The organism is Streptomyces sp. NBC_00009 (genome assembly GCF_045040855.1).
GTDB lineage: Bacteria > Actinomycetota > Actinomycetes > Streptomycetales > Streptomycetaceae > Streptomyces > Streptomyces aureus.
The window spans coordinates 1,211,955-1,233,442 of the sequence record NZ_CP108312.1; the positions used below are offsets into that span (position 1 = coordinate 1,211,955).

Below are 21,488 nucleotides of genomic sequence, written 5' to 3' on the forward strand. Positions count from 1 at the left end.
GGCCCATTTGGACCCCTCCCGCCGGGGCGCGCGGTGGGGTACCGTCACCGGCGCTGTGCGGAGCGCCACAAGGAGCAACATTGCGCGAGTTCACCAACCCCCCTCTGGCGTCGGCGCCGCCGGTGGGCGGCCTGGCCGACGCCGTGTTCGACCATGCCCTGGAGGATCCGCTGCGCGTCGCGCTGGGCCGCAAGGACAATGCGGGCCGCTGGTGCGACGTGACCGCCGCCGAATTCCGTGACGAAGTGCTCGGGCTCGCCAAGGGGCTGCTCGCGCAGGGCGTCCGCTTCGGCGACCGCGTCGCGATCATGTCGAGGACCCGCTACGAGTGGACCCTCTTCGACTTCGCGCTGTGGACGATCGGCGCCCAGGTCGTGCCCATCTATCCGACGGCCTCCGCCGAGCAGGTCTTCTGGACCCTGCACGACGCGCAGGTGTCGGCCGCGATGGTGGAGCACGAGGACCACGCGATGACGATCGCCACCGTCATCGACCGGCTGCCCACGCTCAGCCGGATGTGGCAGCTGGACTCCGATCCCGTGCCCCATCTCATCGAGGCCGGCGCCCACATCGACGACGAGGTGGTGCACCGCCACCGGCGCGCCGTCACCCCCGACTCCGTCGCCACGATCATCTACACCTCGGGCACCACGGGCCGCCCCAAGGGCTGCGTCATCAACCACGCGAACTTCATGTTCGAGGCGGACACGATGGTCAGCCGGTGGGAGCCGGTGTTCCACTCCAAACGCGGCGACGAGGCCTCGACACTGCTGTTCCTGCCGCTCGCGCACGTCTTCGGGCGCATGGTGCAGATCGCCGCGATCCGCGGCGGCGTGAAGCTCGGCCACCAGCCGCAGCTCAACGCGGCGGCCCTGCTGCCCGATCTGCAGTCGTTCCGCCCGTCGTTCATCCTCGCCGTGCCCTACATCTTCGAGAAGGTGTTCAACGCGGCCCGCCGCAAGGCCGAGAAGGACGGCAAGGCGGGGCCGTTCGACAAGGCCGTCGAGTGCGCCGTCAAATACGCGGACGCGCAGGAGGCGAAGGCGTTCGGCACCGGCCCCGGGCCGTCCGCGTCGCTGCGCATGCAGCACTCGATCTTCGACAAGCTCGTCTACTCCAAGGTCCGCGAGGCGATGGGCGGCCGGGTGCGGCACGCGATGTCGGGCGGCTCGGGGATGGACCGCCGCCTGGGCCTGTTCTTCGCGGGCGCCGGCGTCACGATCTACGAGGGCTACGGGCTCACCGAGTCCACGGCGGCGGCGACCGCGAACCCGCCGGAGCAGACCCGCTACGGCACGGTCGGCCAGGCCATCCCCGGCACGACGGTTCATATCGCCGACGACGGCGAGGTCTGGCTGTACGGCGGCAATGTGTTCCAGGGGTACCTCAACGACCCGAAGGCCACCGACGCCACGCTGCACGACGGCTGGCTGGCCACCGGCGACCTGGGCGCGCTCGACGACGACGGCTACCTGACGATCACCGGCCGCAAGAAGGAGATCCTCGTGACCTCCGGCGGCAAGAGCGTCTCGCCGCAGCAGCTGGAGGAGCGGGTGCGCGACCATCCGCTGGTCGCGCAGTGCATCGTCGTCGGCAACGACCGGCCGTACATCGCCGCGCTCGTCACGCTGGAGGCCGAGGCCGTCGAGCACTGGCTGAACATGCGGGGCAAGCCGCCGCTGAAGCCCGCCCAGCTGGTCCACGACCATGACCTGGAGACCGAGGTGCGCAGGGCCGTCGTGGCGGCCAACACCCTGGTCTCGCAGGCCGAGTCGATCCGTACGTTCCGGATACTGGCCTACCAGTTCACCGAGGAGCACGGGCTGCTCACGCCGTCCCTGAAGCTGAAGCGGAAGGCGATCGAGACGGCGTACGCGGAGGAGGTCGAGGCGCTGTACCGGGGCTGATCGCGCCCCGGTACGTTCCCGACGGTAACCCCGCCACAAGGCCCTGACCCGGCCGCGAATCGTTTCTGACGGTTCATCAATTACCGATGCGTCAGTTATTGACGGTTCATCAGGTCGCACACAGAATCACCCTCACCCGACGGAGGGGGCCCATCGTGTCGCGAACTGTCCGCGCCATCACCGCCACTGTGGCGGCACTGCTGCTCGCCACCGCCTGCAACTCCGCAGCCACCGGCAACTCCCCTGACAGCAAGGGGAGTTCGGTACGCGGAGTGACGGATGACGCCATCAAGGTCGGCGGCATCGTCTCGATGACGACCGCCAGCGGCTACAGCAAGAAGGACACCGATCTCGGCGCGAGGGCCCGCTTCGCCCGCGCCAACGCCGAGGGCGGGATCAACGGCAGGAAGATCGACTACCTGGGCGCGGAGGACGACGGCCAGGACCCGGCCAAGAACCTCGCCGCGGCCCGCAAACTCGTCCAGCAGGACAAGGTGTTCGCGATCTCGCCGATGAGTTCGGTCACCTTCTCCGGCGCCGACTTCCTCCAGAAGCAGAAGGTCCCCACGTTCGGCTGGGGCACGATCCCGTCCTTCTGCGGACCCGCCTACATCTACGGCTTCGGCGGCTGCATGGTCCCGATGCCCGGCGGCACCATCTCGCAGACCTGGCCCGAGGGCCTCAAGCAGGTCACGTACGGCGCCAAGGGGAAGACCGTCGCCATCCTCGCCAACGACAACGACGCGGGCACCTTCGCCATCCGCACCTACAAGCAGAGCTTCGCGTCCGCCGGATACAATGTCACGTTCGCCAAGTCGTCCGTGCCCGCGACCTCGGTGCCGAGCGACTGGTCGGCGTACACCAAGGAGATCCTGCGCAGCGACGGCGGCAAGGCACCCGACATCGTCGTCTCCGTCATGCAGACCCCGTACAACATCGGCCTGTTCACCGCCGTCAAGCGCGCCGGGTACCGCGGCGTCCTCACCGACCCGACCGACTACGACCCGGGGCTGCTCGCCAAGAGCGCGACGAAGGAGGCGCTCGACGGGGTGCACATCCTGCTGACCTTCGAGCCCTTCGAGACGCGCTCGGCGGCGATGAAGCAGTTCAAGGCGGACATCAAGAAGGCGTCGGGCGGGAAGGACGTGCCGCTCAACATGCACATGATGACCGGTTACATGTCCGCCGACCTGTTCCTCTCCATCGCGCAGAAGGCCGGCCGGAACCTCACCGTCGCCTCCTTCCAGAAGGCCGCGAACGGGTTCTCCGACACCGGCACGATGGTCGGCGACCGCGCCCTGCCCAAGGGGCAGAAGGAGTCGTTCGGCTGCGGCGCCCTCGTCCAGCTCAAGAACGGGGCGTACCACGTCTCGTCACCCTTCAAGTGCTACGAGCCCATCCCGTTCAAGTAGGGGGCGCCCCGCATGTCCGACCTGCTGGCCTTCGTGCTGAGCGGGCTCGTGTCGGGTGCGCTGTACGCGCTCCTCGCCACCGGCCTCGTCCTGTCCTACTCGGCCTCCGGCCTCTTCAACTTCGCCCATGGCGCCACCGCTTACCTGTGCGCGCTCGCCTTCTACGAACTGCACTCCGGTCTCGGCTGGCCCGCCGTGCCGACCGCGCTCCTCCTCGTCTGTGTCGCATCTCCCTTGCTGGGCTGGGGACTTGACCGGCTGATGTTCCGCAAGCTGGCGCGCGTCGGCGAGACCGCACAGATCGTCGCGACCATCGGCCTCCTCGTCGCACTGCCCGCGCTCGGCCTGTGGGTGGTGGAACTGCTCGACGACGCGGGCGTGTCCGTCAAGCCCGCCGAGAACCAGTTCGGGCTGCCGGGCGTCGGCCCGAGCCCCGCGAAGAACTGGCAGCTGATGGACGGCGTCGGCATCGACTCCGACCAGCTGATCACCTGGGTGGCGACCGCCGCCGTCGCGCTCGGCCTGTGGATCCTGATGCGCCACACCACCCTCGGCCTGCGCCTGCGGGCCGCCGTCGACAACCGCTCACTCGTCGAACTGCGCGGCATGAGCGCCGACCGGCTCTCCACCGTGGCGTGGATGCTGTCGTCCGGGCTCGCGGGCCTCGCCGGCGTCCTCGCGACCCCGCTGCTCGGCCTGTCCGCGCACGACTTCACCCTGTTCCTGTTCGTGTCGGCGACCGCCGCGGTCCTCGGGCGCTTCGCCTCCGTACCCCTCGCCTTCGCGGGCGGACTCGGCCTCGGTGTCCTGCAGAACCTCGTCGCCGGCTACTCCTCCTTCGCCGAACGCATCACGGGGTTCCGCACCGCCGTCCCGTTCCTGATCCTCTTCGCCGGACTGCTGCTGCTCACCCGGCGACAGCGCACGGCGGGGACGGCCGCCGCCGACGCCCCGCCCGTCGACTACCTCGCGGGCCGCCCCTGGGCACGGAAGTGGGGGCCGTGGGCAGTGGCCGCCGTGCTGCTCGCGGCCGCCTTCTACACGGTGACGACCCCGTTCTGGAGCGGCATCCTCGCCCAGGGCCTCGCCCTCTCGCTCGTCTTCGTCTCCTTCACCGTCGTGACCGGGCTCGGCGCGATGGTGTCCCTCGCGCAGGCCACCTTCGTCACCGGCGCGGCGCTCGTGGCCGGGCTCCTGATGAGCCACGGCTGGCCGTTCATCGCGGCGGCGCTCGTGGGCACCTGCGTCGCGGCCGTCCTAGGGGCGCTCGTCGCGCTGCCCGCGCTGCGCCTCGGCGGCCGTACCCTCGCCCTCGCCACGCTCGCCCTCGCCTTCCTCGCCGACCAAGTCCTCTTCCAGATGGGCTGGTTGAGGAACGGCGACACCGGCTGGGAGATCCCGCGCCCCGCCTTCGGACCTGTCGACCTGAGCGACGACCGGGCGATGGGCGTCGCGATGGTCGTCCTGTGCGCGGCCGCCGTGGCCGCCCTCGGCGCACTGCGCAACTCCCCCTCGGGCCGCGCGATGCTCGCCGTACGCTCGGCGCCCGCCGCCGCGATGGCCTCCGGCGTCTCCGTGATCCGCACCAAACTCCTCCTCTTCACCCTCTCGGCCGGCCTCGCGGGCTTCGGGGGCGTGATGTACGCGTCGTACAACACCCGTATCACCGCTACCGACTTCACCGCGATGACGGGCCTGATCTGGCTCGCGGTGGTCGTCGCGGCAGGGGTACGGCGCCCCCAGTTCGCGGTCGTCGCGGGCCTCGTCTACGCGATCGTGCCGCACCTCGTCGCGGACTACGTCACGGACTCCGTCCATCTGCCGGTCGTCCTGTTCGGCCTGGCGGGCCTCGCACTCGCCAACGACCCGGACGGGTACTGCGCGGCGGTTTCCGTACGACGGCACAGGCGCAGGAGTACGAAACCGGGGGCGGGAGGCCCTGTCGTCGAAGCAACGAGCCGGGCGCCGGCCCCTCCGCCCGACAGTGTCGCCCCGCCGGTACTCGAACTGCGCGGCCTGCACGCCGGATACGACGGCGCGCCCGTCCTGCACGGGGTCGGCATCGCCGTCCACCCCGGCGAGATCGTCGCCCTCCTCGGCCCCAACGGCGCCGGGAAGTCCACGACGTGCCGTACCGCCGCCGGACTCCTCACACCCCTGCGGGGGCAGGTGTACGTCGCCGGGCGCGACGTCACACGCGAGGGCCCCGTCCGCCGGGCGCGGGCCGGCGTACTCCTCGCCCCCGAAGGGCGCGGCATCTTCCCCGCCCTCACCATCGAGGAGAACCTCACCCTGCACCTCCCCGACAAGCACGCGCGCGAGGCCGTGTACGAGCGCTTCGCCGGGCTCGCCGCCCGCCGCAACGTCACCGGGGGCGCACTCTCCGGCGGTGAACAGCAGCTGCTCGCCCTCGCCCCGCTCCTCCAGGAGCCGCCCCGGGTCCTCATCGCCGACGAGCCGTCCCTCGGCCTCGCGCCGCGCATCGTCGAGGACGTGTTCCGGCTGCTCACCGAACTCCGCGACGCCGGGACGGGGTTGCTCCTCGTCGAGGAGAAGGCCACCGAGATCCTCGGCGTCGCCGACACCGTCGCGTATCTCGACCGGGGCCGCGTCTCGTGGTGCGGCCCGCGCGCCGAGGTGCGGGCCGACCGGCTCACCGAGGCCTACCTGGGACTCGCCGCGAGCGGACCGGGCACGGCGCAGGACGCGGAAGAGGAAGGGGCGGTGCGGCCATGAGCGGGACCACTGGGGGACCCGTACTCGAAGCGGCCGGGGTCGGCGTCCGCTTCGGCGGGATCCGCGCGCTCGACGGGGCCGGCGTGACGCTGCGCGCCGGCGAGGTGTGCGGCCTCATCGGCCCGAACGGCGCAGGCAAGACCACGTTCTTCGACGTCGTCTCCGGGATCCGGCGCCCCGACGAGGGCCGTGTCCTTCTGGACGGCGAGGACATCACGCGCCGCTCCCCCGTGTGGCGGGCCCGCCACGGGATGCGCCGCACGTTCCAGCGCCAGCAGCTCTTCGGCCAGCTCACGGTCGCGGACAACCTGCTGGTGGCGCAGGAATGGCGGGGCGGCGGGGGCGGGCTCGCCGCCGACCTGCTGGCGGCGCCGACCAGACGGACGTACGAGCGCCGGCGCCGCGAGCGGGCGGCGTCGATGCTGCGCGCGTGCGGCCTCGACGCGCTGGCCGGGGAGTACGCGGGGGCGCTCCCCGTGGGCCAGGCACGCATGGTGGAACTGGCCAGGGCGGGGGTGGAGGGGGCGCGGGTGGTGCTGCTCGACGAGCCCGCGTCAGGAATGACAGATGATGAAATCTGTCAGCTGACATCTGTCATCCGTCATCTGTCAGACCAACAGGGCTGCGCCGTGCTCCTCGTCGAGCACAACGTCTCCTTCGTCATGGACCTCTGCTCCCGCATCGTCGTTCTCGACCTGGGGACCGTGCTGGCCGAGGGCACTCCGGCGGCGGTTCGCGCCGACCCGGCCGTGCGGGACGCCTATCTCGGTTCCGCCGGGTGAGCGGGGCCCGGGGCGCCGCTGTGAACACGCCGTGAACGGGAATGCGTCCCGGGCCGTGATCGTTCACGATGGGAGTACCACCCGACAACGCGAAGGATCGAGAGCTCGTGAGCAAGGTCCCCCCGATCATCCTGAACAACGGCGTCGAGATGCCCCAGCTCGGTTTCGGCGTCTGGCAGGTGCCGGACGCCGAGGCCGAGAAGGCTGTCGCGACGGCCCTGGAGGCCGGGTACCGCAGCATCGACACCGCCGCGATCTACGGCAACGAGGAGGGCACCGGCAAGGCCGTCGCCGCCTCCGGCATCGCCCGCGAGAAGCTCTTCGTCACCACGAAGCTGTGGAACGCCGACCAGGGCTACGACGCGACGCTGCGCGCCTTCGACGCCTCCCTCGACAAGCTGGGCCTCGACTACCTCGATCTGTTTCTGATCCACTGGCCGCTGCCCTCGAAGGACAGCTACGTCGACACGTACAAGGCCTTCGAGAAGATCTACGCGGACGGTCGCGCCAAGGCCATCGGTGTCTCCAACTTCCTTCCGGAGCACCTGGAGCGCCTCCTCGGCGAGACGTCGATCATCCCGGCGGTCAACCAGATCGAGCTGCACCCGCACCTCCAGCAGCGCGCCGCGCGCGAGTTCCACGCGGAGCAGGGCATCGCCACCGAGGCCTGGTCGCCGCTGGGTCAGGGCAAGGGCCTTCTCGAGGTCCCGGCGATCGTCGCCATCGCCCAGAAGCACGGGCGCACGCCGGCTCAGGTCGTGCTGCGCTGGCACGTCCAGCTCGGCAATGTCGTGATCCCCAAGTCCGTGACGCCGTCGCGGATCGTGGAGAACATCGACGTGTTCGACTTCGAGCTGGACATCGAGGACATCGCGGCGATCAGCGCGCTGAACGAGGACCGTCGCCTGGGTCCCGACCCGGCGACGTTCGACATGGCCTGACCGCTTCACACGTACGGCAACGTGTGCCCCGTCTCCGTCCGGAGGCGGGGCACACGTGTGTGAGGCCTGTCATCAGGCGCGGCCGTAGAGGCCGGCGAGGGCTTTGACGGTGGCCTGGATGCGGTGGCGCAGGTCGGCGGGTTCCAGGACCTCGATGTCGGCGCCGAGGCGCAGGAACTCGTCGTGGGCATGGTCGACCGACTCGATGGGGACGACCGCTCTGGTCCAGCCGTCGGGTTCCGGGCGGGCGGTGGCGTGGGCCGCTGCGCGCGGCACGGGGCCCGGCAGCCGGTCGGCGGCGCCCGGGGCCAGGCGTACGACGGCGTCGCCTCTGTGCAGGCGGCCGTGGAAGTCGTCCTGGTAGGCGCGCCAGTACGCGGCGAGATCGAAGTCCGCGGGCGGCTCGAACTTCTCGTCGCTGAGGTGGAGTTGGAGGAACTGGTCGACGCGGTAGGTGCGGGCGCCTTCCGTTCCGGCGGAGGCGATCACGTACCAGCGGCCCGCCTTGAGTACGAGTCCGTAGGGTTCGAGGCGGCGTTCGACGTCGGTGGGTGCGCGCCAGCGCCGGTAGCGCACGTGCAGGACGCGGCTGTTCCAGACGGCGGTGGCGACGGCCGGGAGGTGGGGGACGTCGTCCTCGTCGGCGTACCAGCCGGGGGCGTCGAGGTGGAAGCGCGCGCTGATGCGTTCGGAGTGGGCGCGCAGTTCGGCGGGGAGCGCGGCGCGGACCTTGAGCTGGGCGGCGGCGAGCACGGGGCCGAGGCCGAGTTCGGCGGCGGGTCCTGGCGCTCCGGCGAGGAAGAGGGCTTCGGCCTCGTCGGCGGTGAGGCCGGTGAGCCGGGTGCGGTAGCCGTCGATGAGCCGGTATCCGCCGGCGTGCCCGGCGTCGCCGTAGAGCGGTACGCCCGCCGCGTGCAGGGCGTCGATGTCGCGGTACACGGTGCGTACGGAGACTTCGAGTGCGGCGGCGAGCTGGGCGGCGGTCATTCTGCCGCGGGTCTGGAGCAGCAGCAGGATGGACACCAGTCGGCTGGACTTCACTGACACAGGATGTCAGTGAAGTGGCCTTAGCTTCCAGCCATGGCTTTCGAGGAGAAACTGTTGTGGTCGCTGCCGCCCGTCGAGGTGGGGGGCCGGCGCGTGAAGCGCTATCACGTGAGCGCGGATCCGGCGGGGATCGCGCCGGATGTGGAGAAGGCGGCGTACGCCATGCTGCCGGAGCTGCTTCCGGAGCCGGACGGGACGCCTCCGGCGACCTTCGTCGTGGTGCACCGCGGTGGTGACGACGGGGCGTACATCAACGCGTACAGCTGGGTGTGGGACAACGTCCTGCACTTCCGGGGCGCGGCCGCGGGGCAGCCGGTGATCGGCTGTCCCGACAGCGATCCGACGCGGTTCGTGATCCTCGACCTGCCGTGGATCGGCTGCGTGTGGGAGCTGCCGCCGGTGCTGCACGAACGCGATGCGTGGGTACGGCACATGCTGGCCCCGAACGTCCCCGACCTCGACGGATATCTGGCCGATTCACTCACCGACGGCACCACGGGAGACCGCTGATGAGCACCGCGCACGACTTCGACTTCTTCTGCGGCGACTGGGACGTCGCCCACCGCAGGCGCACGGACTTCCTCGACGCGGACAGCGATTGGGAGGAGTTCGCCGCGACGAACCGCTGCTGGAGCATGTTCGACGGTGCGGCGAACATCGACGAGATGGACTGCCCCGCCCAGGGCTTCAAGGGACTCACACTGCGGCTCTTCGACCACGCGGCCGGTACGTGGTCGCTGAACTGGTCGTCCAGCCGCACGGGCATCCTGTTCCCGCCGGTCATCGGCCGTTTCGACGGGGCCGGGCGGGGCGTCTTCGAGGGGGACGACACCCATGACGGCAAGGACGTCCGCGTGCGGTTCGTCTGGTCGGGGATCTCGGCGACGACGGCGCACTGGGAGCAGTTCTTCTCGGTGGACGGCGGGGACACGTGGCTGTCGAACTGGACGATGGCGTTCACCCGTCACGCCTGACCCGGTCCCGCGCCGCGCCACGCCTTGAACTTCGCGTGCGCTTCAACGCCGAGACTCCGTGCTCGGCCCGACGCGGCCCACTGATGCTGCGTCAGGTGTGCCGTGTGAAGGCGTGCACGGTGAACTGCGGGTCCGCGCGCGGGATTTCGGGGCCGGGGAGCGCGGCGAGACGGTCGGCGAGCGCGGCGCCCCCGGCCGCGTAGACCCTGCCGCGGCGTACGTCGTCGGCGAGGCGCCTCGGGGTGCGGCCCTGGCCGTGTCCGGGGAAGCGGGCCTCGCCGCTCGGCCGCAGCCCGTGGCCGGCGGCGTGGGCGGCGACCTGTGCGGCCGCGTCGGAGGGGAGGCGGCCGCGGTAGGGGGCCACGAGGGCGTCGATGTCGCTGCCCACGTCGTGGGCGGCGGCCTTGTCGACGGTGGTCACCAGGACGCCGCCGGGCCGCAGGACGCGGGCGGCCTCGGCTATGACGGGGCGCGCGTCGGGCAGCAGGTGCAGCAGCCAGATCACGGTCACCACGTCCACGGAGGCGCTGCGGAACGGGAGTTGGCGGCTGTCGCCGCGGACGGCGGCGCCGTCGAGGCGAGGCGCCGCGGCGCGGAGCATGCCGGGGGCGAGGTCGACGCCGACAGGGCGCAGGCCCGGCCTGGTGAGCCGCATGGTGACGAGCCCGGTGCCGCAGGCCAGGTCGAGAAGGGTGCGGGCGGTGGGCGGCACGAGGCGGAGCACCGCCTCGGCGGCGGACCGGGCGCGGGGTATGCCGCCGCGGGTCTCGTCGTAGACCGCGGCTTCCTTGTCGTAGTCCAGCACTGGCGGTCAGCGCACGCCGTGGGTGGGGGCGATCTCTTCGACGCGCCGGGCGAGGCCGAAGTCGAGGTGAGTGAGGGCGCCGCCCACGCTGTGGGTGTTCACAGACAGGTCGACCGTGTTGTAGCCGAGGGTGAGGTCGGAGTGGTGGTCGAGCTCGTCCTGGATCTGCGCGATGTGCACGACGAGGGCCGTGGCCGCGAAGTGGTTGGCCAGGCGGTAGGTGCGGGTGAGTCTGTCGTCGGCCACGCTCCATCCGGGCAGCTCGGCGAGACGGTCCTCGATCTCCTTCTGGGACAGCGGCTCCAAGGGCATGACCAGGTCCTTTCCCTGTGATGTGCGAGGAGTTCCAGCGTCCCACAGGGGTGGTGCCGCGCGCCCCTCGGCTACGGTCGTGGCATGTCGACTGCCACGCGTGCTCGCCAGTCCGGAATCGGTCCTCTGCTGCGCGAGTGGCGGGAACGGCGGCGGGTGAGCCAGCTGGAGCTCGCCTTGCGCGCCGATTCGTCCGCCCGGCATCTCAGCTTCGTGGAGACGGGCAGGTCGCGGCCGAGCGAGGAGCTGGTCCTGCGGCTCGCGGAGCATCTGGACGTGCCGGTGCGGGAGCGCAACGCGCTGCTGCTCGCGGCGGGTTACGCGCCGCGGTTCGCGGAGACCCCGCTCGACGACCCGTCGATGGGGGCGCTGCGTGAGGGCCTGGACCGGCTCCTGCACGGCTACGAGCCGTATCCGGCGCTGGTCGTCGACGCGACGTACACGGTGGTCACCGCCAATCGGGGCATCGCGATGCTGATGGAGGGGATTCCCGAGTCGCTGCTGACCCCGCCGCTCAACGCGATGCGGCTCACCCTGCACCCGGAGGGCCTCGCGCCACGGATCCGGAACCTGCGCGAGTGGCGGGGGCATCTCCTGGCGCAGATGGAGCGGCAGATCGCGCTGGACCGCTCGGAGGCGCTGCGCGCGGTGTACGACGAGGTCAAGGCGTATCCGGTGGCGGACAGGGACGGGGGCGACGACGGTGGGGAGGGCGGCGAGGAGGTGCCCTATTTCGCGCTGCCGATGGTGATCGAGCACGACGGGCAGGTCCTGTCGTTCGTGTCGTCGATCTCGACGTTCAACACCCCGATGGACGTGACGGTGGCCGAGCTGGCGATCGAGACGTTCTTGCCCGCCGACCCGGCGACGGCGAAGTATCTGCGGTCGCTCGCGCCGTAGTCGGGGACCTCCTGGCGGGATCCACGCGGTAGTGGGCAGGCTACTCATCGCACTGGTACCGTTCACGCGGCTCGCGCACATGTTCAGTGCGCGCAGTGCCGCGGCTGGGAGCGCACCGGCTCCCGAATCCGCTCGCCGCCCGGCACGTGGGGAGACGTGACGTGAGTGAACGGCGGCCCGCGCCGACCGTGGGTCAGGTGGTTCTGGGCAGACGCCTGCGGGAACTGCGGGAGTCGGCCGGGCTCAATCGCGACGAGGCTGCCCGCGCGCTGCGCGTCACCGGCGCGACGATACGCCGCATGGAGACCGCGGAGGTCGCCCTCAAGATCCCGTACGTACAGATGCTCCTGGAACTGTACGGGGTGCCGGAGCAGGAGGCCGAGGCCTTCGTCGGGCTCGCCGAGGAGGCGAATCTGCCGGGCTGGTGGCAGCGGTTCCACGACATCCTGCCCGACTGGTTCAGCCTGTACGTGAGCCTGGAGAGCGCGGCCGGGCTCATCAGGTCGTACGAGCCGCACTTCGTGCCGGGGCTGCTGCAGACGGAGGAGTACGCGCGGGCCGTCCTGGACGCGGGCACCGTCGGGCGCACGCGGCCCGGTGACCTCGAACGCCATGTGACGCTGCGGATGGCCCGGCAGGCGCTGCTGACCCGTGAGGACGCGCCTCATCTGTGGGTCGTGATGGACGAGACGGTGCTGCGCCGGCCGCCGGGCGGCCCCAAGGTGCTGCGCAATCAGCTCGACCGGCTCATCGAGGCGACGGAACTGCCTCAAGTGACGCTCCAGATCGCCGAGTTCGCAGCGGGCCCGCACCCGGGGACGTTCGGACCGTTCACGCTCTTCCGGTTCCCGGTGCGCGAGCTGCCGGACATGGTCTTCAGCGAGTACGTCACGGGCGCGCTCTATCTGGACGGCCGGGCCGAGGTGGGCACCCATCTGGAGGTGCTCGACCACATCGCGGCGCAGGCGGCGTCCGCGGAGCGCACGGTGGAGCTGCTGCGGAAGAAGCGCGACGCGCTCTGAAACACACGACGCGTGGTGACCGCCGACGCGTGGTGACCGCCCACGTGTGATGACGGCGACGCGTGGTGACCGCCGACGTGCCGTGACAGCCGACGCGTGGTGACAGCAGTGCCGCGGGCCCGTCGTTGCGGGACCGCGGCACGTGAAGGCTGCGTGTGCGCCGTCAGGCGAGCTTTGCCGTGAGGGTGATCGTGGTGCCGGTGAGCGCCTGGCTCACCGGGCAGTTCTTCTTGGCGTCCTCGGCGGCCGCGGTGAATCCGGCCTCGTCGAGCCCGGGCACCGTGCCCTCCACCGTGAGGTGAATGCCGGTGATGCCCTCACCCGGCTGGAACGTGACGTCCGCGGACGTGACGAGCTTGGTGGGCGGGTTGCCGCCGGTCGTCAGGCCGTTGGACAGGGCCATCGAGAAGCAGCTGGAGTGCGCGGCGGCGATCAGCTCCTCCGGGCTGGTCTTGCCGTTGGCCTGCTCGGCGCGGGAGGGCCAGGACACGGCCTGCTGGCCGATGCCGGACGAGTCGAAGGTGACGAGGCCGCTCCCCTTGAGCAGATCGCCTTCCCACACGGTGTGCGCGGAGCGCGTGGTAGCCACGGTGATTCCCTTCAGTCGGGTGCCGGTTGGGGCGTTGGGCACCATCCGACCACACCCGGACCGCTTATGGCCGGAATGCGCACGGGGCACGGATCAGTCGGTGGTGTCCCCGGCGATGCGCTTCTTGCGGGCCGCCATCCACGCGTAGACGAGGACCCCGACGAAGAGGAACAGGACCCCCTGGTAGACGGCCGCGTATCCGGCGCCGCCGACCAGCCACAGGGAGAAGCCGAACGCGGCGAGGGCGAGCACCATGTCGCGGGCCAGGCGCGGGCCGCTGACGCGGTGGCCCTGCCCGGACAGCAGGAAGTAGATCTGGGCGGCGGTCGCGAGGAGGTAGGGGACGGTCGCGGTGAACGTGGTGACAAGGACGAGGGTCTCGAAGACCCCGGCCGAGCCCGCCGTGTAGTTGTAGACCGTCAGGAGCGAGGCGAGGGTGACGGCGACGAGGACGCCGACGGTCGGGGTGCCGCGCTTCTTCTTGGTGAACACCGCGGGGAACAGGCCGTCCTTGGCGGCGGCGTACGGGGTCTGGGCGCTCAGGAGCGTCCAGCCGTTCAGGGCGCCGAGCATGGAGACGATCGCGGCGATCGCTACGGCGGTGCCGCCCCAGGTGCCGCCGAACATGGCGTTGACGGCATCGGAGAGGGGCGCGCTGGAGTCGACGAGCCGGTCGTGGGCGACGGTCCCGAAGACGGCGACCGTGCACAGCAGGTAGAGGAGGGCGGCGAGGCCCGTGCCGAGGACGGTGGCGCGGCCCACGTTGCGCTCGGGGTCGCGGACCTCGCCGGCGCTGACCGAGGCGGACTCGACGCCGAGGTAGCTGAAGAGGAGGATCGCGGCGGACGCGGAGACGGCGCCGAGCGAGGAGTCGCCGCTCGCCCGGAACGGTCCGAGGTTGTCGGCGTGGAAGAAGAACAGGCCGCCGACGGCGACTAGGAGCAGCGGCGCGAACTTCAGGACCGTCGACACGAGCTGCACCGCGCCGACGTAGCGGGTGCCCGCGAGGTTGGCGAGGGCGGGCAGCCACTGGACGGTGAGCGCGGCGACGAGGGTCCAGAACCGGGATCCGTGGATGGGCAGGAGCACGTCGAGGTAGCCGACGGCGGCCACGGCGAGGGCCGCGTTCGACACCCAGGTGGTGATCCAGTACGACCAGGAGGCCAGGAACCCGGCGAAGTCGCCGAACGCCTCGCGCGCGTAGACGTACGGTCCGCCGGTCTGGGGATGGCGGCGGGCGAGGCGGCCGAAGACGAGCGCGAGCGCGATGGCCCCGACGGTGAGGACGCCGAAGGCGACGAGGCTGATGGTGCCGAAGGGGGCGACGGAGGCCGGGAGCAGGAAGATGCCGCCGCCGATGATGTTGCCCATCACGAGGGTGGTGGCGATGGGGAGACCGAAGCGGCGGGCGTGCTTGCTGGGGAGCTCTTCGTGCTGCGGGGCCGGAGCCGGCTTCGTCACGGTTCCGGTGTGGGGCATGGGGTGGTGCGCCTCTCTCGTGCGGGCGCCGACCGGGATCGCCGGGCGACGTCCCATGGTCGGCCCCCGGCACACATCGTTCAAAATCAGGCGGATTTGTCCTGCGGAGGGACCGTCGCGGCCGTAAATGATGCGTCGGGGGCGGGCTCGTGCCGGGATTTGTCCACCGGGACCTGAGGGCCGCTGCCCTCGCGCAGCCAGCGGCGGAGCACGTGGTGGACCTGCTGGGCGCCCACCAGTTCGGCGCCCTTCGCGACGGGCGGCGAGAAGACCTTCGGGGCCAGCAGGAACGGGTGGCCCTGGGCGCCGCCGAGGCCTCCGTGGGAGCCGATCTGCTCCTCGAAGGCGAGCACTTCGCCCTCGGCCGGGTCGTACCAGGAGTTCACCATGATGTCGGCGGTGTGCGGGAAGGAGTCGGTGCGGCGGACCGCGTCGGCGGCGTGCGCGCCGAAGTCGGCCAGCGGGCCCGGGCGCTCGTCGAGGTCGGCCAGGGGGATCTCGGCGCCGCGCGCGCCGAGGACGACGGCGCCGTGCTCCTCGCTGCGCACCAGCAGGAAGCCGATGCCGGGGTGGTTGGCGAGGGTGGGCAGGAGCGCCGGGTGGCGGGCGTCGATCTCCTCCTTGCTCATGCGGTGCGGCACGTCCGGGAAGGAGACCAGGCCGAGGTTGCCGGAGGCGAGCACGATCGGCTCGGAGCGGCGCGACGCCGGGCGGTGCTTCTCGCCGCCCTCCTCGACGGGTCTGCGCAGCGCGGTCCTGACGGCGGCGCGGGCCTCGGCGCCACTGTGCGTGCGCCGGGCCCTGCGCGGCACGGGCAGCCCGCAGCCCGCCCGGACGAGGTCCTGGAGGCCGAGACCATAGCGGGCGCGGAACGTCTCGCCGGGGCTCTGCCCGTGATCGGACAGGACGACGATCCGGTACGGGCGCGGGGCGTGCTCGGCGGCCTTCGCGATCAGCGCGAGGGAGCGGTCGAGACGCGCGAGGACCTTCTCGGCGTCGCGGCTGACGGGCCCGGAGTGGTGGGCGACCTCGTCGTACGCGACGAGGTCGGCGTAGACCGCGCTGCGGCCCGCGAGCAGGTCGCCGACGACCGCGGCGACGACGACGTCCCGCTCCACGACCGTCGCGAAGGCCCGGATGAACGGGTAGAGCCCGCCGCGGCCGACGCGGGGGCGCTGCCGGGTCAGGCGGGCCCGGGTGGACTGGCCGACCTCGCGGCCGACCTCGGCGACGAAGGACAGGGCGGTGCGCACGGCGTTCGCCGGGTCGCTGAAGTAGGCGAAGTAGCCGGCCCGCGAGCGGTTCTCCCTGCCGCGGCGGGCCGCGACCGACAGCACGAGGGCGACCTGTTCGGCGCCACCGCTGAAGAGGTTGCCGCGGCTGGCGCCGTCCAGGGTGAGGAGGCCGCCGTCGCCGGTGTGCTCGATGGCGCGGCGCTGGAGTTCGGCAGCGCTGGTGGGCCGGTTGGAAACCTGGATCTCGCGGGTGTCCTTCTCGTACCAGCGGAACGCGGGCACGTCGTAGTTGCTGCCGTGCAGGATGCCGAGCTGGCTGGCGCCCGTCTGACTGGACCAGTCGGTGCGCCAGGGGGTGAGGCGGTGGGTGCCGGCGCCGAGAAAGGCGCCGACGGTGGGCATCACGCCCTGGTCCACGGCGTCACGCAGGACGTCGTGGCCGACGCCGTCGAGCTGGAGGAAGACCGTGCCGGGGGTGGACGGTCCCGCTCCGGCGCTCCCTCTGCGGCGGCGCCGGTCGGCGAGGCGGTACAGGCGGCGGCGGTAGGCGTCGTCGTCGCGTACGGCGAGGGCTCCCCCGGTGGCGGACGCGACCGCGGACATCACGGCGGCGACGACGACGGCGGTCTCGGGGTTGGCCTCGCCCCGGCCGTCGGGGACGAGGGCCAGGGCGAAGAGCAGCAGTCCGCCGTTGAGGAAGAAGACGACGAGGCCGAGGACGAGCGCGGGCACCAGGAGCAGGGCGCGCACGAGGAGCGGCCACACCAGCGCGGACAGGATGCCGAAGGCGCCCGCGCCGAGCGCGGCGGTGACGGCGATGCGGGTGGCGCTGTCGCCGTTGTCCGACTGGAGCTGGAAGTCCGGCAGGATCCCGGCGAGCACGAGCATCGTGACGGTGCTGACCGCCCACACGGCGATCGACCGCCACCACGTGCCGGCGAACCGCCGCCAACGCCCCTCGCCCACGCCTCGCTCACCCTCTCGCTGTCCGGTCGACCCCGGGCCAAGCGTGTCATATGAGCGCGATACGTCCGGGTTTTCCCCTGACTGCGAACACAAGTGCCCGGCGCGGGACGCGCGGGGTGCCGGCTCAGCAGCCGTCGTAACCGGCCGTCGGCATCGACATGCGGCGGTGGACGCGCTTCTTCATCTCCGCGTCGTACGACGGCTCCGCGAGACCCGCGGTCTCCAGGCGGACGCCGCGGCGCTCGCACTCGGCCGTGAACTCGTCGACCGAGCGCAGAGCGGCCCGCAGGACCCGGTCGCTCGGGGCGACGAACAGGTCGACGAGGCCCGCGTCGACGTCCGCCCACAGCACGTCGTGGTCGGAGCGCAGTGAGTGGACGAGGAGTTCTCTGGTCACGACGTAGCCCCGGTCGGCGGCCCAGCGGGCGCACATCGCGTGCTGGCTGCGCGAGTCCACGAGGAAGGGGTCGGCGTCCAGCTCCTCCAGCGGGGTCAGACTGGCGATCGCCGTGACGCGGACCGCGCCGGCCGCCGTCTCTTCCGCCGGTTCACCCATGGTGTCCCCCTCACCTCCGGTTTCCCCGACGACCCTACTCCTGCCCGTAGGCTCGGGGGGAGTCGCACGGAGGAGGTCCTGGAGGTGCCGGTGGAGATCACCTGGTGGGGTCACGCCACCTGCACGGTCGAGGACTCGGGGATCCGTGTGCTGACCGACCCGCTCTTCACGCGCCGCCTCGCCCATCTGCGCCGGCGCCGCGGGGCGCCCCCGCCGCCCGAGGCCGCCGTCGCCGACGTCGCCCTCGTCTCGCATCTGCACGCCGACCATCTGCACGTCCCGTCCCTGGCCCGGCTGGCCCCCGGCACCCTGGTCCTGCTCCCGCGAGGGGCCCGGCGCGCGGTGCCCGGCCTGCGCAAGCTCACGCACCTGCGGTTCACGGAGGTCGAGCCGGGCACGCGCGTGGAGGTGGGCGACCTCGTCGTACGGGCCGTGCCCGCGTCGCACGACGGGCGGCGCTTCCCCGTGGGACCGCACCGCTCCCCCGCGCTCGGGTTCGTGGTGAGCGGCGAGGCCCGCACGTATTTCGCCGGTGACACCGGGCTTTTCGACTCCATGGCGGAGGCGGTGGGCGAGGTGGATGTGGCGCTGCTCCCGGTCGGCGGCTGGGGTCCCTGGCTCGGGCCGCACCATCTGGACGCGGGCCGGGCCGCCGAGGCGCTCGCGCGGATCGCGCCGCGCAGCGCCGTTCCGGTGCATTACGGGACGTACTGGCCGATCGGCATGGACGCGGTGCGGCCGCACGAATTCCACACGCCGGGCGACGAGTTCGTGCGGCGCTCCGCCCAGCTGGCGCCCGAGGTGACGGTGCATCTGCTCGGTCACGGGGAGAGCGTGCGGCCGGAGGTCGCCAGGTGAACCCGGCCGGTCGCGCGGGCCACGAGCTGCTCGCCGCCGCGGTGACGCACACGCCGCCGGAGTCCACCCAACAGGCGGTCGGATACCCGTCGTTGTTCCTGCTGATCGTGATCGGGGCGCTGGTGCCGGTCGTCCCCACGGGGGCGCTCGTCAGCTCGGCGGCCGTGGTCGCCTTCCATCAGACGGCGCCGTTCTCGCTGCTCCTGGTGTTCGGTGTCTCCGCGTTCGCGGCGTTCCTCGGTGATGTGGCGCTGTACTGGCTGGGGCAGCGCGGGATGGGGTCGAAGAACGGCTCGAAGTGGCTGGCCGCCATTCGCGACCGGGCTCCCGAGGAGCGGCTCGCGCAGGCGCAGGACAAGCTCGCCGACCACGGGGTGATGGTGCTCGTCCTGTCCCGGCTCGTGCCCGCCGGGCGCATCCCCGTGATGCTGGCGTGCCTGATGGCGAGGATGCCGCTGCGGCAGTTCGCCCGCGGGGATGTCCCGGCGTGCCTGGCCTGGGCCTTGACGTATCAGCTCATCGGCATCCTCGGCGGCTCCCTGTTCAGCGAGCCGTGGGAGGGCGTCGTGGCGGCGGTCGGTCTGACGCTGCTGATCAGCGCGGCGCCCGCCGTGTGGCGGCGGCTGCGCGGGGGCCGCTCAGACGGTCAGCACGCGTGAGGCGCCGACCGGCAGGTCCCACAGGTCCTTGCGCGCAAGTCCCGCCTTCTGCCAGGCGGCCCGTACGCGCGTGAGAGGTTCGAGGACCGGCTCGGCCGAGAGCAGGAACGTCGCCCAGTGCATGGGCGCCATCCGGCGCGCGCCCACGTCCTGCGCAGCCTGCACCGCATCCTCCGGGTCGCAGTGGACGTCCTTCAGCCACCAGCGCGGCTCGTAGGCGCCGATGGGCAGGAGCGCCAGGTCGATGCCGGGGTAGCGGCTGCCGATCTCCGAGAACCAGTGGCCGTATCCGGTGTCCCCGGCGAAGTAGACCCGCTGCCCCTCCAGGTCGGTGAGGACCCAACCGCCCCACAAGGTGCGGCAGGTGTCGGCGAGGCTGCGCTTGGACCAGTGGTGGGCCGGGACGAAGTCGAAGCGCACGCCGTCCAGTTCGGCCGCCTCCCACCAGTCGAGCTCCGTGACGCGGGTGAAGCGGCGGCGCGTGAACCAGCGGCCGAGTCCGGCGGGCACGAACACGGGGGTGTCCCTCGGGAGCCTTTTGAGGGTGGGGGCGTCCAGGTGGTCGTAGTGGTTGTGGCTGATCACGACGGCATCGACGCGCGGCAGGGCGCTCCAGGCGACGCCCGCGGGGGTGACGCGGGCCGGGGTGCCGAGGATCTTGCGGGACCAGACGGGGTCGGTGAGCACGGTGAGGCCGCCTATGCGCAGCACCCAACTGGCGTGCCCCGCCCAGCTGACGGCGACGGTACGGGCGTCCACGGCCGGCAGCGGGCCCGGCTCGAACGGCAGGGCGGCGATCTCGGTCAGGGCCTCGGGCGGCGGCCGCAGCGCGCCCTCCCTGGCGAACCGGGCGAAGGCGCGCAGTCCGGGCAGCGGCGCCGTCAGGCGGTCGGCGAACGACTTGGGCCACATACGTCCCCCGCCGAGCGGCTTCGGCTCGGCGAGGGGTACGAAGGACGCGGGGGCATCAGCTCGCTGTGCCGTCGACTCGGACTGCTGCGTCATCGAGGACTCTCCCATCCCTTGACGTCGGCCCTGAGATCGTCGAGTGCCGACTCCAACATGCTCAACGCCCGCTGCACGTGCGGCAATTCCAGAGGTTCCGGTGTGGTGAGAGACGTCATGCGCTCCTGCGGGGTTGAGCCGAGGAAGGGGCCGGTGGACAGGCGTACGCGCAGTGCGGCGAGGTCGTCGCCGAAGCGGTGGCCGCCGGGGGTGGGCATGCCGAGCCGTTCGGAGAGGCGGTCCTCCAGGTCCTGGGCGTCGCCGACACCGCGGGCGGCGAGTGCGGGGCGCAGCCGGTCCAGGTCCGCGTACAGGTGGCGGCCGGCCTCGGGCGGCCGGGCGAGTCCGCCGGAGACGAGCAACGCGCGGTGCACGGCGGCGGCCACGCGCGCGTGGAGGGCGGTCGTGGCGCGCAGGCGCGCGGTGATCCCGGCGGGTTCGCCGAGCACGTACGTGGCGGCCGCCGCGGCGGGGGCCGAGAGGACCGCACCGAGCGCCGTGAGGATGTCCAGGACGCGGGCGCGCAGTGCGGCCCCGCGCGCCGTGGCGGGGAGGCGGGCGACGGCCGCGGGCAGTCCGGGCGGCAGGTAGGCGCCGGTGAGGTCGGTGACGACGGTGACGTGCTCGGGCAGCATCTCGGCGGGGCCGATCAGGACGGTGGCGCGGGCCGGGTCGTGGTGCAGGGTGTCGCGCCAGGTCTCGTCGCTGACGATGTGCAGGCCCTCGGCCGCGGCGGCCTCGACGGCCTCGTGCAGGATCTCGGGCGGCGGCACCGTCCCGGTCGGGTCGTCGGCGACGGACAGGACGAGGAGCCGCGGGTCGCCGCCCTCGGCGCGGACCCGGCGCACGGTTTCGAGGAGGGCGTACGGATCGGGGACGCCGCCGCACTCGGCGGGCGTCGCCACGTGGAAGACCGACCGGCCAAGGAGTCGCGCCTGGGGCTCCCACCAGGCCGGGCAGGGCCGGGGCAGCAGCACGTCGCCGCCGATCGCGGCGGTCAGCGCCAGGAGCAGGGGTACGCCGCCGGGCGCGGCCGCGGTGCTGCCCGGCTCGGTGGGAAGGCCGCGGCGCAGCCAGTAGCCGCAGGCGGCGTCGAGGAGGGAGGGGGCGCCGCCAAGCGGTTCCGGGACTGCCGGGTCCGCAGCGGCGGCCGCGGCGGCCAGCTCAGGCAGGACGGGAAGGCCGTCGTCCGGCAGCGGCGGCCCGTACCGGACGGGCCCGCGCCCCTCCAGGATCCCGTGGTCGTTGCCCCGCATGTGCCACCTCCACGCGCTGCCAGTCCGCACTGCCGGGACCTCATGGG

At 72.1% G+C, this 21,488-nt stretch carries 20 protein-coding genes; 11 read left to right on the forward strand and 9 right to left on the reverse strand.

Annotated features, from left to right (window positions below):
* The first annotated feature begins 80 nt into the window (after window positions 1-80).
* The 5 genes from OHA58_RS05475 to OHA58_RS05495 all read left to right on the forward strand — a co-directional run bounded on the left by OHA58_RS05475 (window position 81) and on the right by OHA58_RS05495 (window position 7,778).
* Entirely contained in the window at window positions 81-1,907 is a 1,827-nt protein-coding gene (locus OHA58_RS05475; RefSeq protein WP_405476965.1) for an AMP-dependent synthetase/ligase, read from the forward strand.
* A gap of 155 nt (window positions 1,908-2,062) precedes the next feature.
* Complete coding sequence (locus tag OHA58_RS05480) at window positions 2,063-3,319, forward strand: ABC transporter substrate-binding protein (protein ID WP_405476967.1); 1,257 nt, start codon at window positions 2,063-2,065, stop codon at window positions 3,317-3,319.
* Between the two features lie 12 nt (window positions 3,320-3,331).
* Window positions 3,332-6,055: an ABC transporter permease subunit gene (locus OHA58_RS05485; protein ID WP_405476968.1), complete on the forward strand. Its 2,724-nt coding sequence runs from the start codon at window positions 3,332-3,334 to the stop codon at window positions 6,053-6,055.
* Window positions 6,052-6,837: an ABC transporter ATP-binding protein gene (locus OHA58_RS05490; protein WP_405476970.1), complete on the forward strand. Its 786-nt coding sequence runs from the start codon at window positions 6,052-6,054 to the stop codon at window positions 6,835-6,837. Before OHA58_RS05485 ends, OHA58_RS05490 begins: the two co-directional genes overlap by 4 nt.
* 68 nt (window positions 6,838-6,905) lie before the next feature.
* The gene (locus OHA58_RS05495) at window positions 6,906-7,778 is read left to right on the forward strand and encodes an aldo/keto reductase (RefSeq protein ID WP_405476972.1); all 873 of its coding nucleotides are present in this window, start codon (window positions 6,906-6,908) and stop codon (window positions 7,776-7,778) included.
* A 72-nt stretch (window positions 7,779-7,850) separates the two neighbouring features.
* Here OHA58_RS05495 and OHA58_RS05500 read toward each other — a convergent pair whose 3' ends face one another.
* Window positions 7,851-8,819, reverse strand: a complete 969-nt coding sequence (locus tag OHA58_RS05500; protein WP_405476974.1) for a helix-turn-helix transcriptional regulator — start codon at window positions 8,817-8,819, stop codon at window positions 7,851-7,853.
* Window positions 8,820-8,858: 39 nt separating this feature from the next.
* Between OHA58_RS05500 and OHA58_RS05505 the strand changes: the two genes are divergently transcribed.
* Window positions 8,859-9,335 carry a hypothetical protein gene (locus tag OHA58_RS05505; RefSeq protein ID WP_405476975.1) on the forward strand — a complete coding sequence of 159 codons (477 nt, stop codon included), beginning with the start codon at window positions 8,859-8,861 and terminating at the stop codon, window positions 9,333-9,335.
* Complete coding sequence (locus tag OHA58_RS05510; RefSeq protein ID WP_405476977.1) at window positions 9,335-9,799, forward strand: hypothetical protein; 465 nt, start codon at window positions 9,335-9,337, stop codon at window positions 9,797-9,799. Before OHA58_RS05505 ends, OHA58_RS05510 begins: the two co-directional genes overlap by 1 nt.
* A gap of 91 nt (window positions 9,800-9,890) precedes the next feature.
* Here the strand turns inward: OHA58_RS05510 and OHA58_RS05515 are convergent, their stop codons facing one another.
* Together OHA58_RS05515 and OHA58_RS05520 are read right to left on the reverse strand one after the other, a co-directional pair.
* Window positions 9,891-10,604, reverse strand: a complete 714-nt coding sequence (locus tag OHA58_RS05515; RefSeq protein WP_405476979.1) for a class I SAM-dependent methyltransferase — start codon at window positions 10,602-10,604, stop codon at window positions 9,891-9,893.
* A 6-nt stretch (window positions 10,605-10,610) separates the two neighbouring features.
* Entirely contained in the window at window positions 10,611-10,916 is a 306-nt protein-coding gene (locus OHA58_RS05520) for a 4a-hydroxytetrahydrobiopterin dehydratase (RefSeq protein WP_405476981.1), read from the reverse strand.
* Between the two features lie 84 nt (window positions 10,917-11,000).
* Between OHA58_RS05520 and OHA58_RS05525 the strand changes: the two genes are divergently transcribed.
* Complete coding sequence (locus OHA58_RS05525; protein WP_405476982.1) at window positions 11,001-11,816, forward strand: helix-turn-helix domain-containing protein; 816 nt, start codon at window positions 11,001-11,003, stop codon at window positions 11,814-11,816.
* A gap of 161 nt (window positions 11,817-11,977) precedes the next feature.
* Window positions 11,978-12,838: a helix-turn-helix domain-containing protein gene (locus OHA58_RS05530; protein ID WP_405476984.1), complete on the forward strand. Its 861-nt coding sequence runs from the start codon at window positions 11,978-11,980 to the stop codon at window positions 12,836-12,838.
* A gap of 163 nt (window positions 12,839-13,001) precedes the next feature.
* Here the strand turns inward: OHA58_RS05530 and OHA58_RS05535 are convergent, their stop codons facing one another.
* The 4 genes from OHA58_RS05535 to OHA58_RS05550 all read right to left on the reverse strand — a co-directional run bounded on the left by OHA58_RS05535 (window position 13,002) and on the right by OHA58_RS05550 (window position 17,663).
* Window positions 13,002-13,427, reverse strand: a complete 426-nt coding sequence (locus OHA58_RS05535) for an OsmC family protein (RefSeq protein ID WP_405476986.1) — start codon at window positions 13,425-13,427, stop codon at window positions 13,002-13,004.
* Between the two features lie 93 nt (window positions 13,428-13,520).
* Window positions 13,521-14,906 (reverse strand): amino acid permease, encoded by a 1,386-nt coding sequence (locus OHA58_RS05540; protein WP_405476988.1) that lies wholly within the window; start codon window positions 14,904-14,906, stop codon window positions 13,521-13,523.
* A gap of 86 nt (window positions 14,907-14,992) precedes the next feature.
* Window positions 14,993-17,107, reverse strand: coding sequence for a phage holin family protein (locus OHA58_RS05545; protein WP_405476990.1), 2,115 nt, complete (start codon window positions 17,105-17,107; stop codon window positions 14,993-14,995).
* A gap of 124 nt (window positions 17,108-17,231) precedes the next feature.
* Window positions 17,232-17,663, reverse strand: a complete 432-nt coding sequence (locus OHA58_RS05550) for a hypothetical protein (protein WP_227298216.1) — start codon at window positions 17,661-17,663, stop codon at window positions 17,232-17,234.
* An 84-nt stretch (window positions 17,664-17,747) separates the two neighbouring features.
* Here OHA58_RS05550 and OHA58_RS05555 point away from each other — a divergent pair, with 84 nt between their 5' ends.
* Both OHA58_RS05555 and OHA58_RS05560 read left to right on the forward strand, forming a co-directional pair.
* Complete coding sequence (locus OHA58_RS05555) at window positions 17,748-18,521, forward strand: MBL fold metallo-hydrolase (protein ID WP_405476992.1); 774 nt, start codon at window positions 17,748-17,750, stop codon at window positions 18,519-18,521.
* The gene (locus OHA58_RS05560) at window positions 18,518-19,180 is read left to right on the forward strand and encodes a DedA family protein (RefSeq protein WP_405476994.1); all 663 of its coding nucleotides are present in this window, start codon (window positions 18,518-18,520) and stop codon (window positions 19,178-19,180) included. Before OHA58_RS05555 ends, OHA58_RS05560 begins: the two co-directional genes overlap by 4 nt.
* Here OHA58_RS05560 and OHA58_RS05565 read toward each other — a convergent pair.
* Window positions 19,160-20,185: an MBL fold metallo-hydrolase gene (locus OHA58_RS05565; RefSeq protein WP_405476996.1), complete on the reverse strand. Its 1,026-nt coding sequence runs from the start codon at window positions 20,183-20,185 to the stop codon at window positions 19,160-19,162. The two genes, OHA58_RS05560 and OHA58_RS05565, sit on opposite strands and share 21 nt — an antisense overlap.
* Window positions 20,182-21,441 (reverse strand): aminotransferase class I/II-fold pyridoxal phosphate-dependent enzyme, encoded by a 1,260-nt coding sequence (locus tag OHA58_RS05570; RefSeq protein ID WP_405476997.1) that lies wholly within the window; start codon window positions 21,439-21,441, stop codon window positions 20,182-20,184. Before OHA58_RS05570 ends, OHA58_RS05565 begins: the two co-directional genes overlap by 4 nt.
* Window positions 21,442-21,488 lie beyond the last annotated feature (47 nt).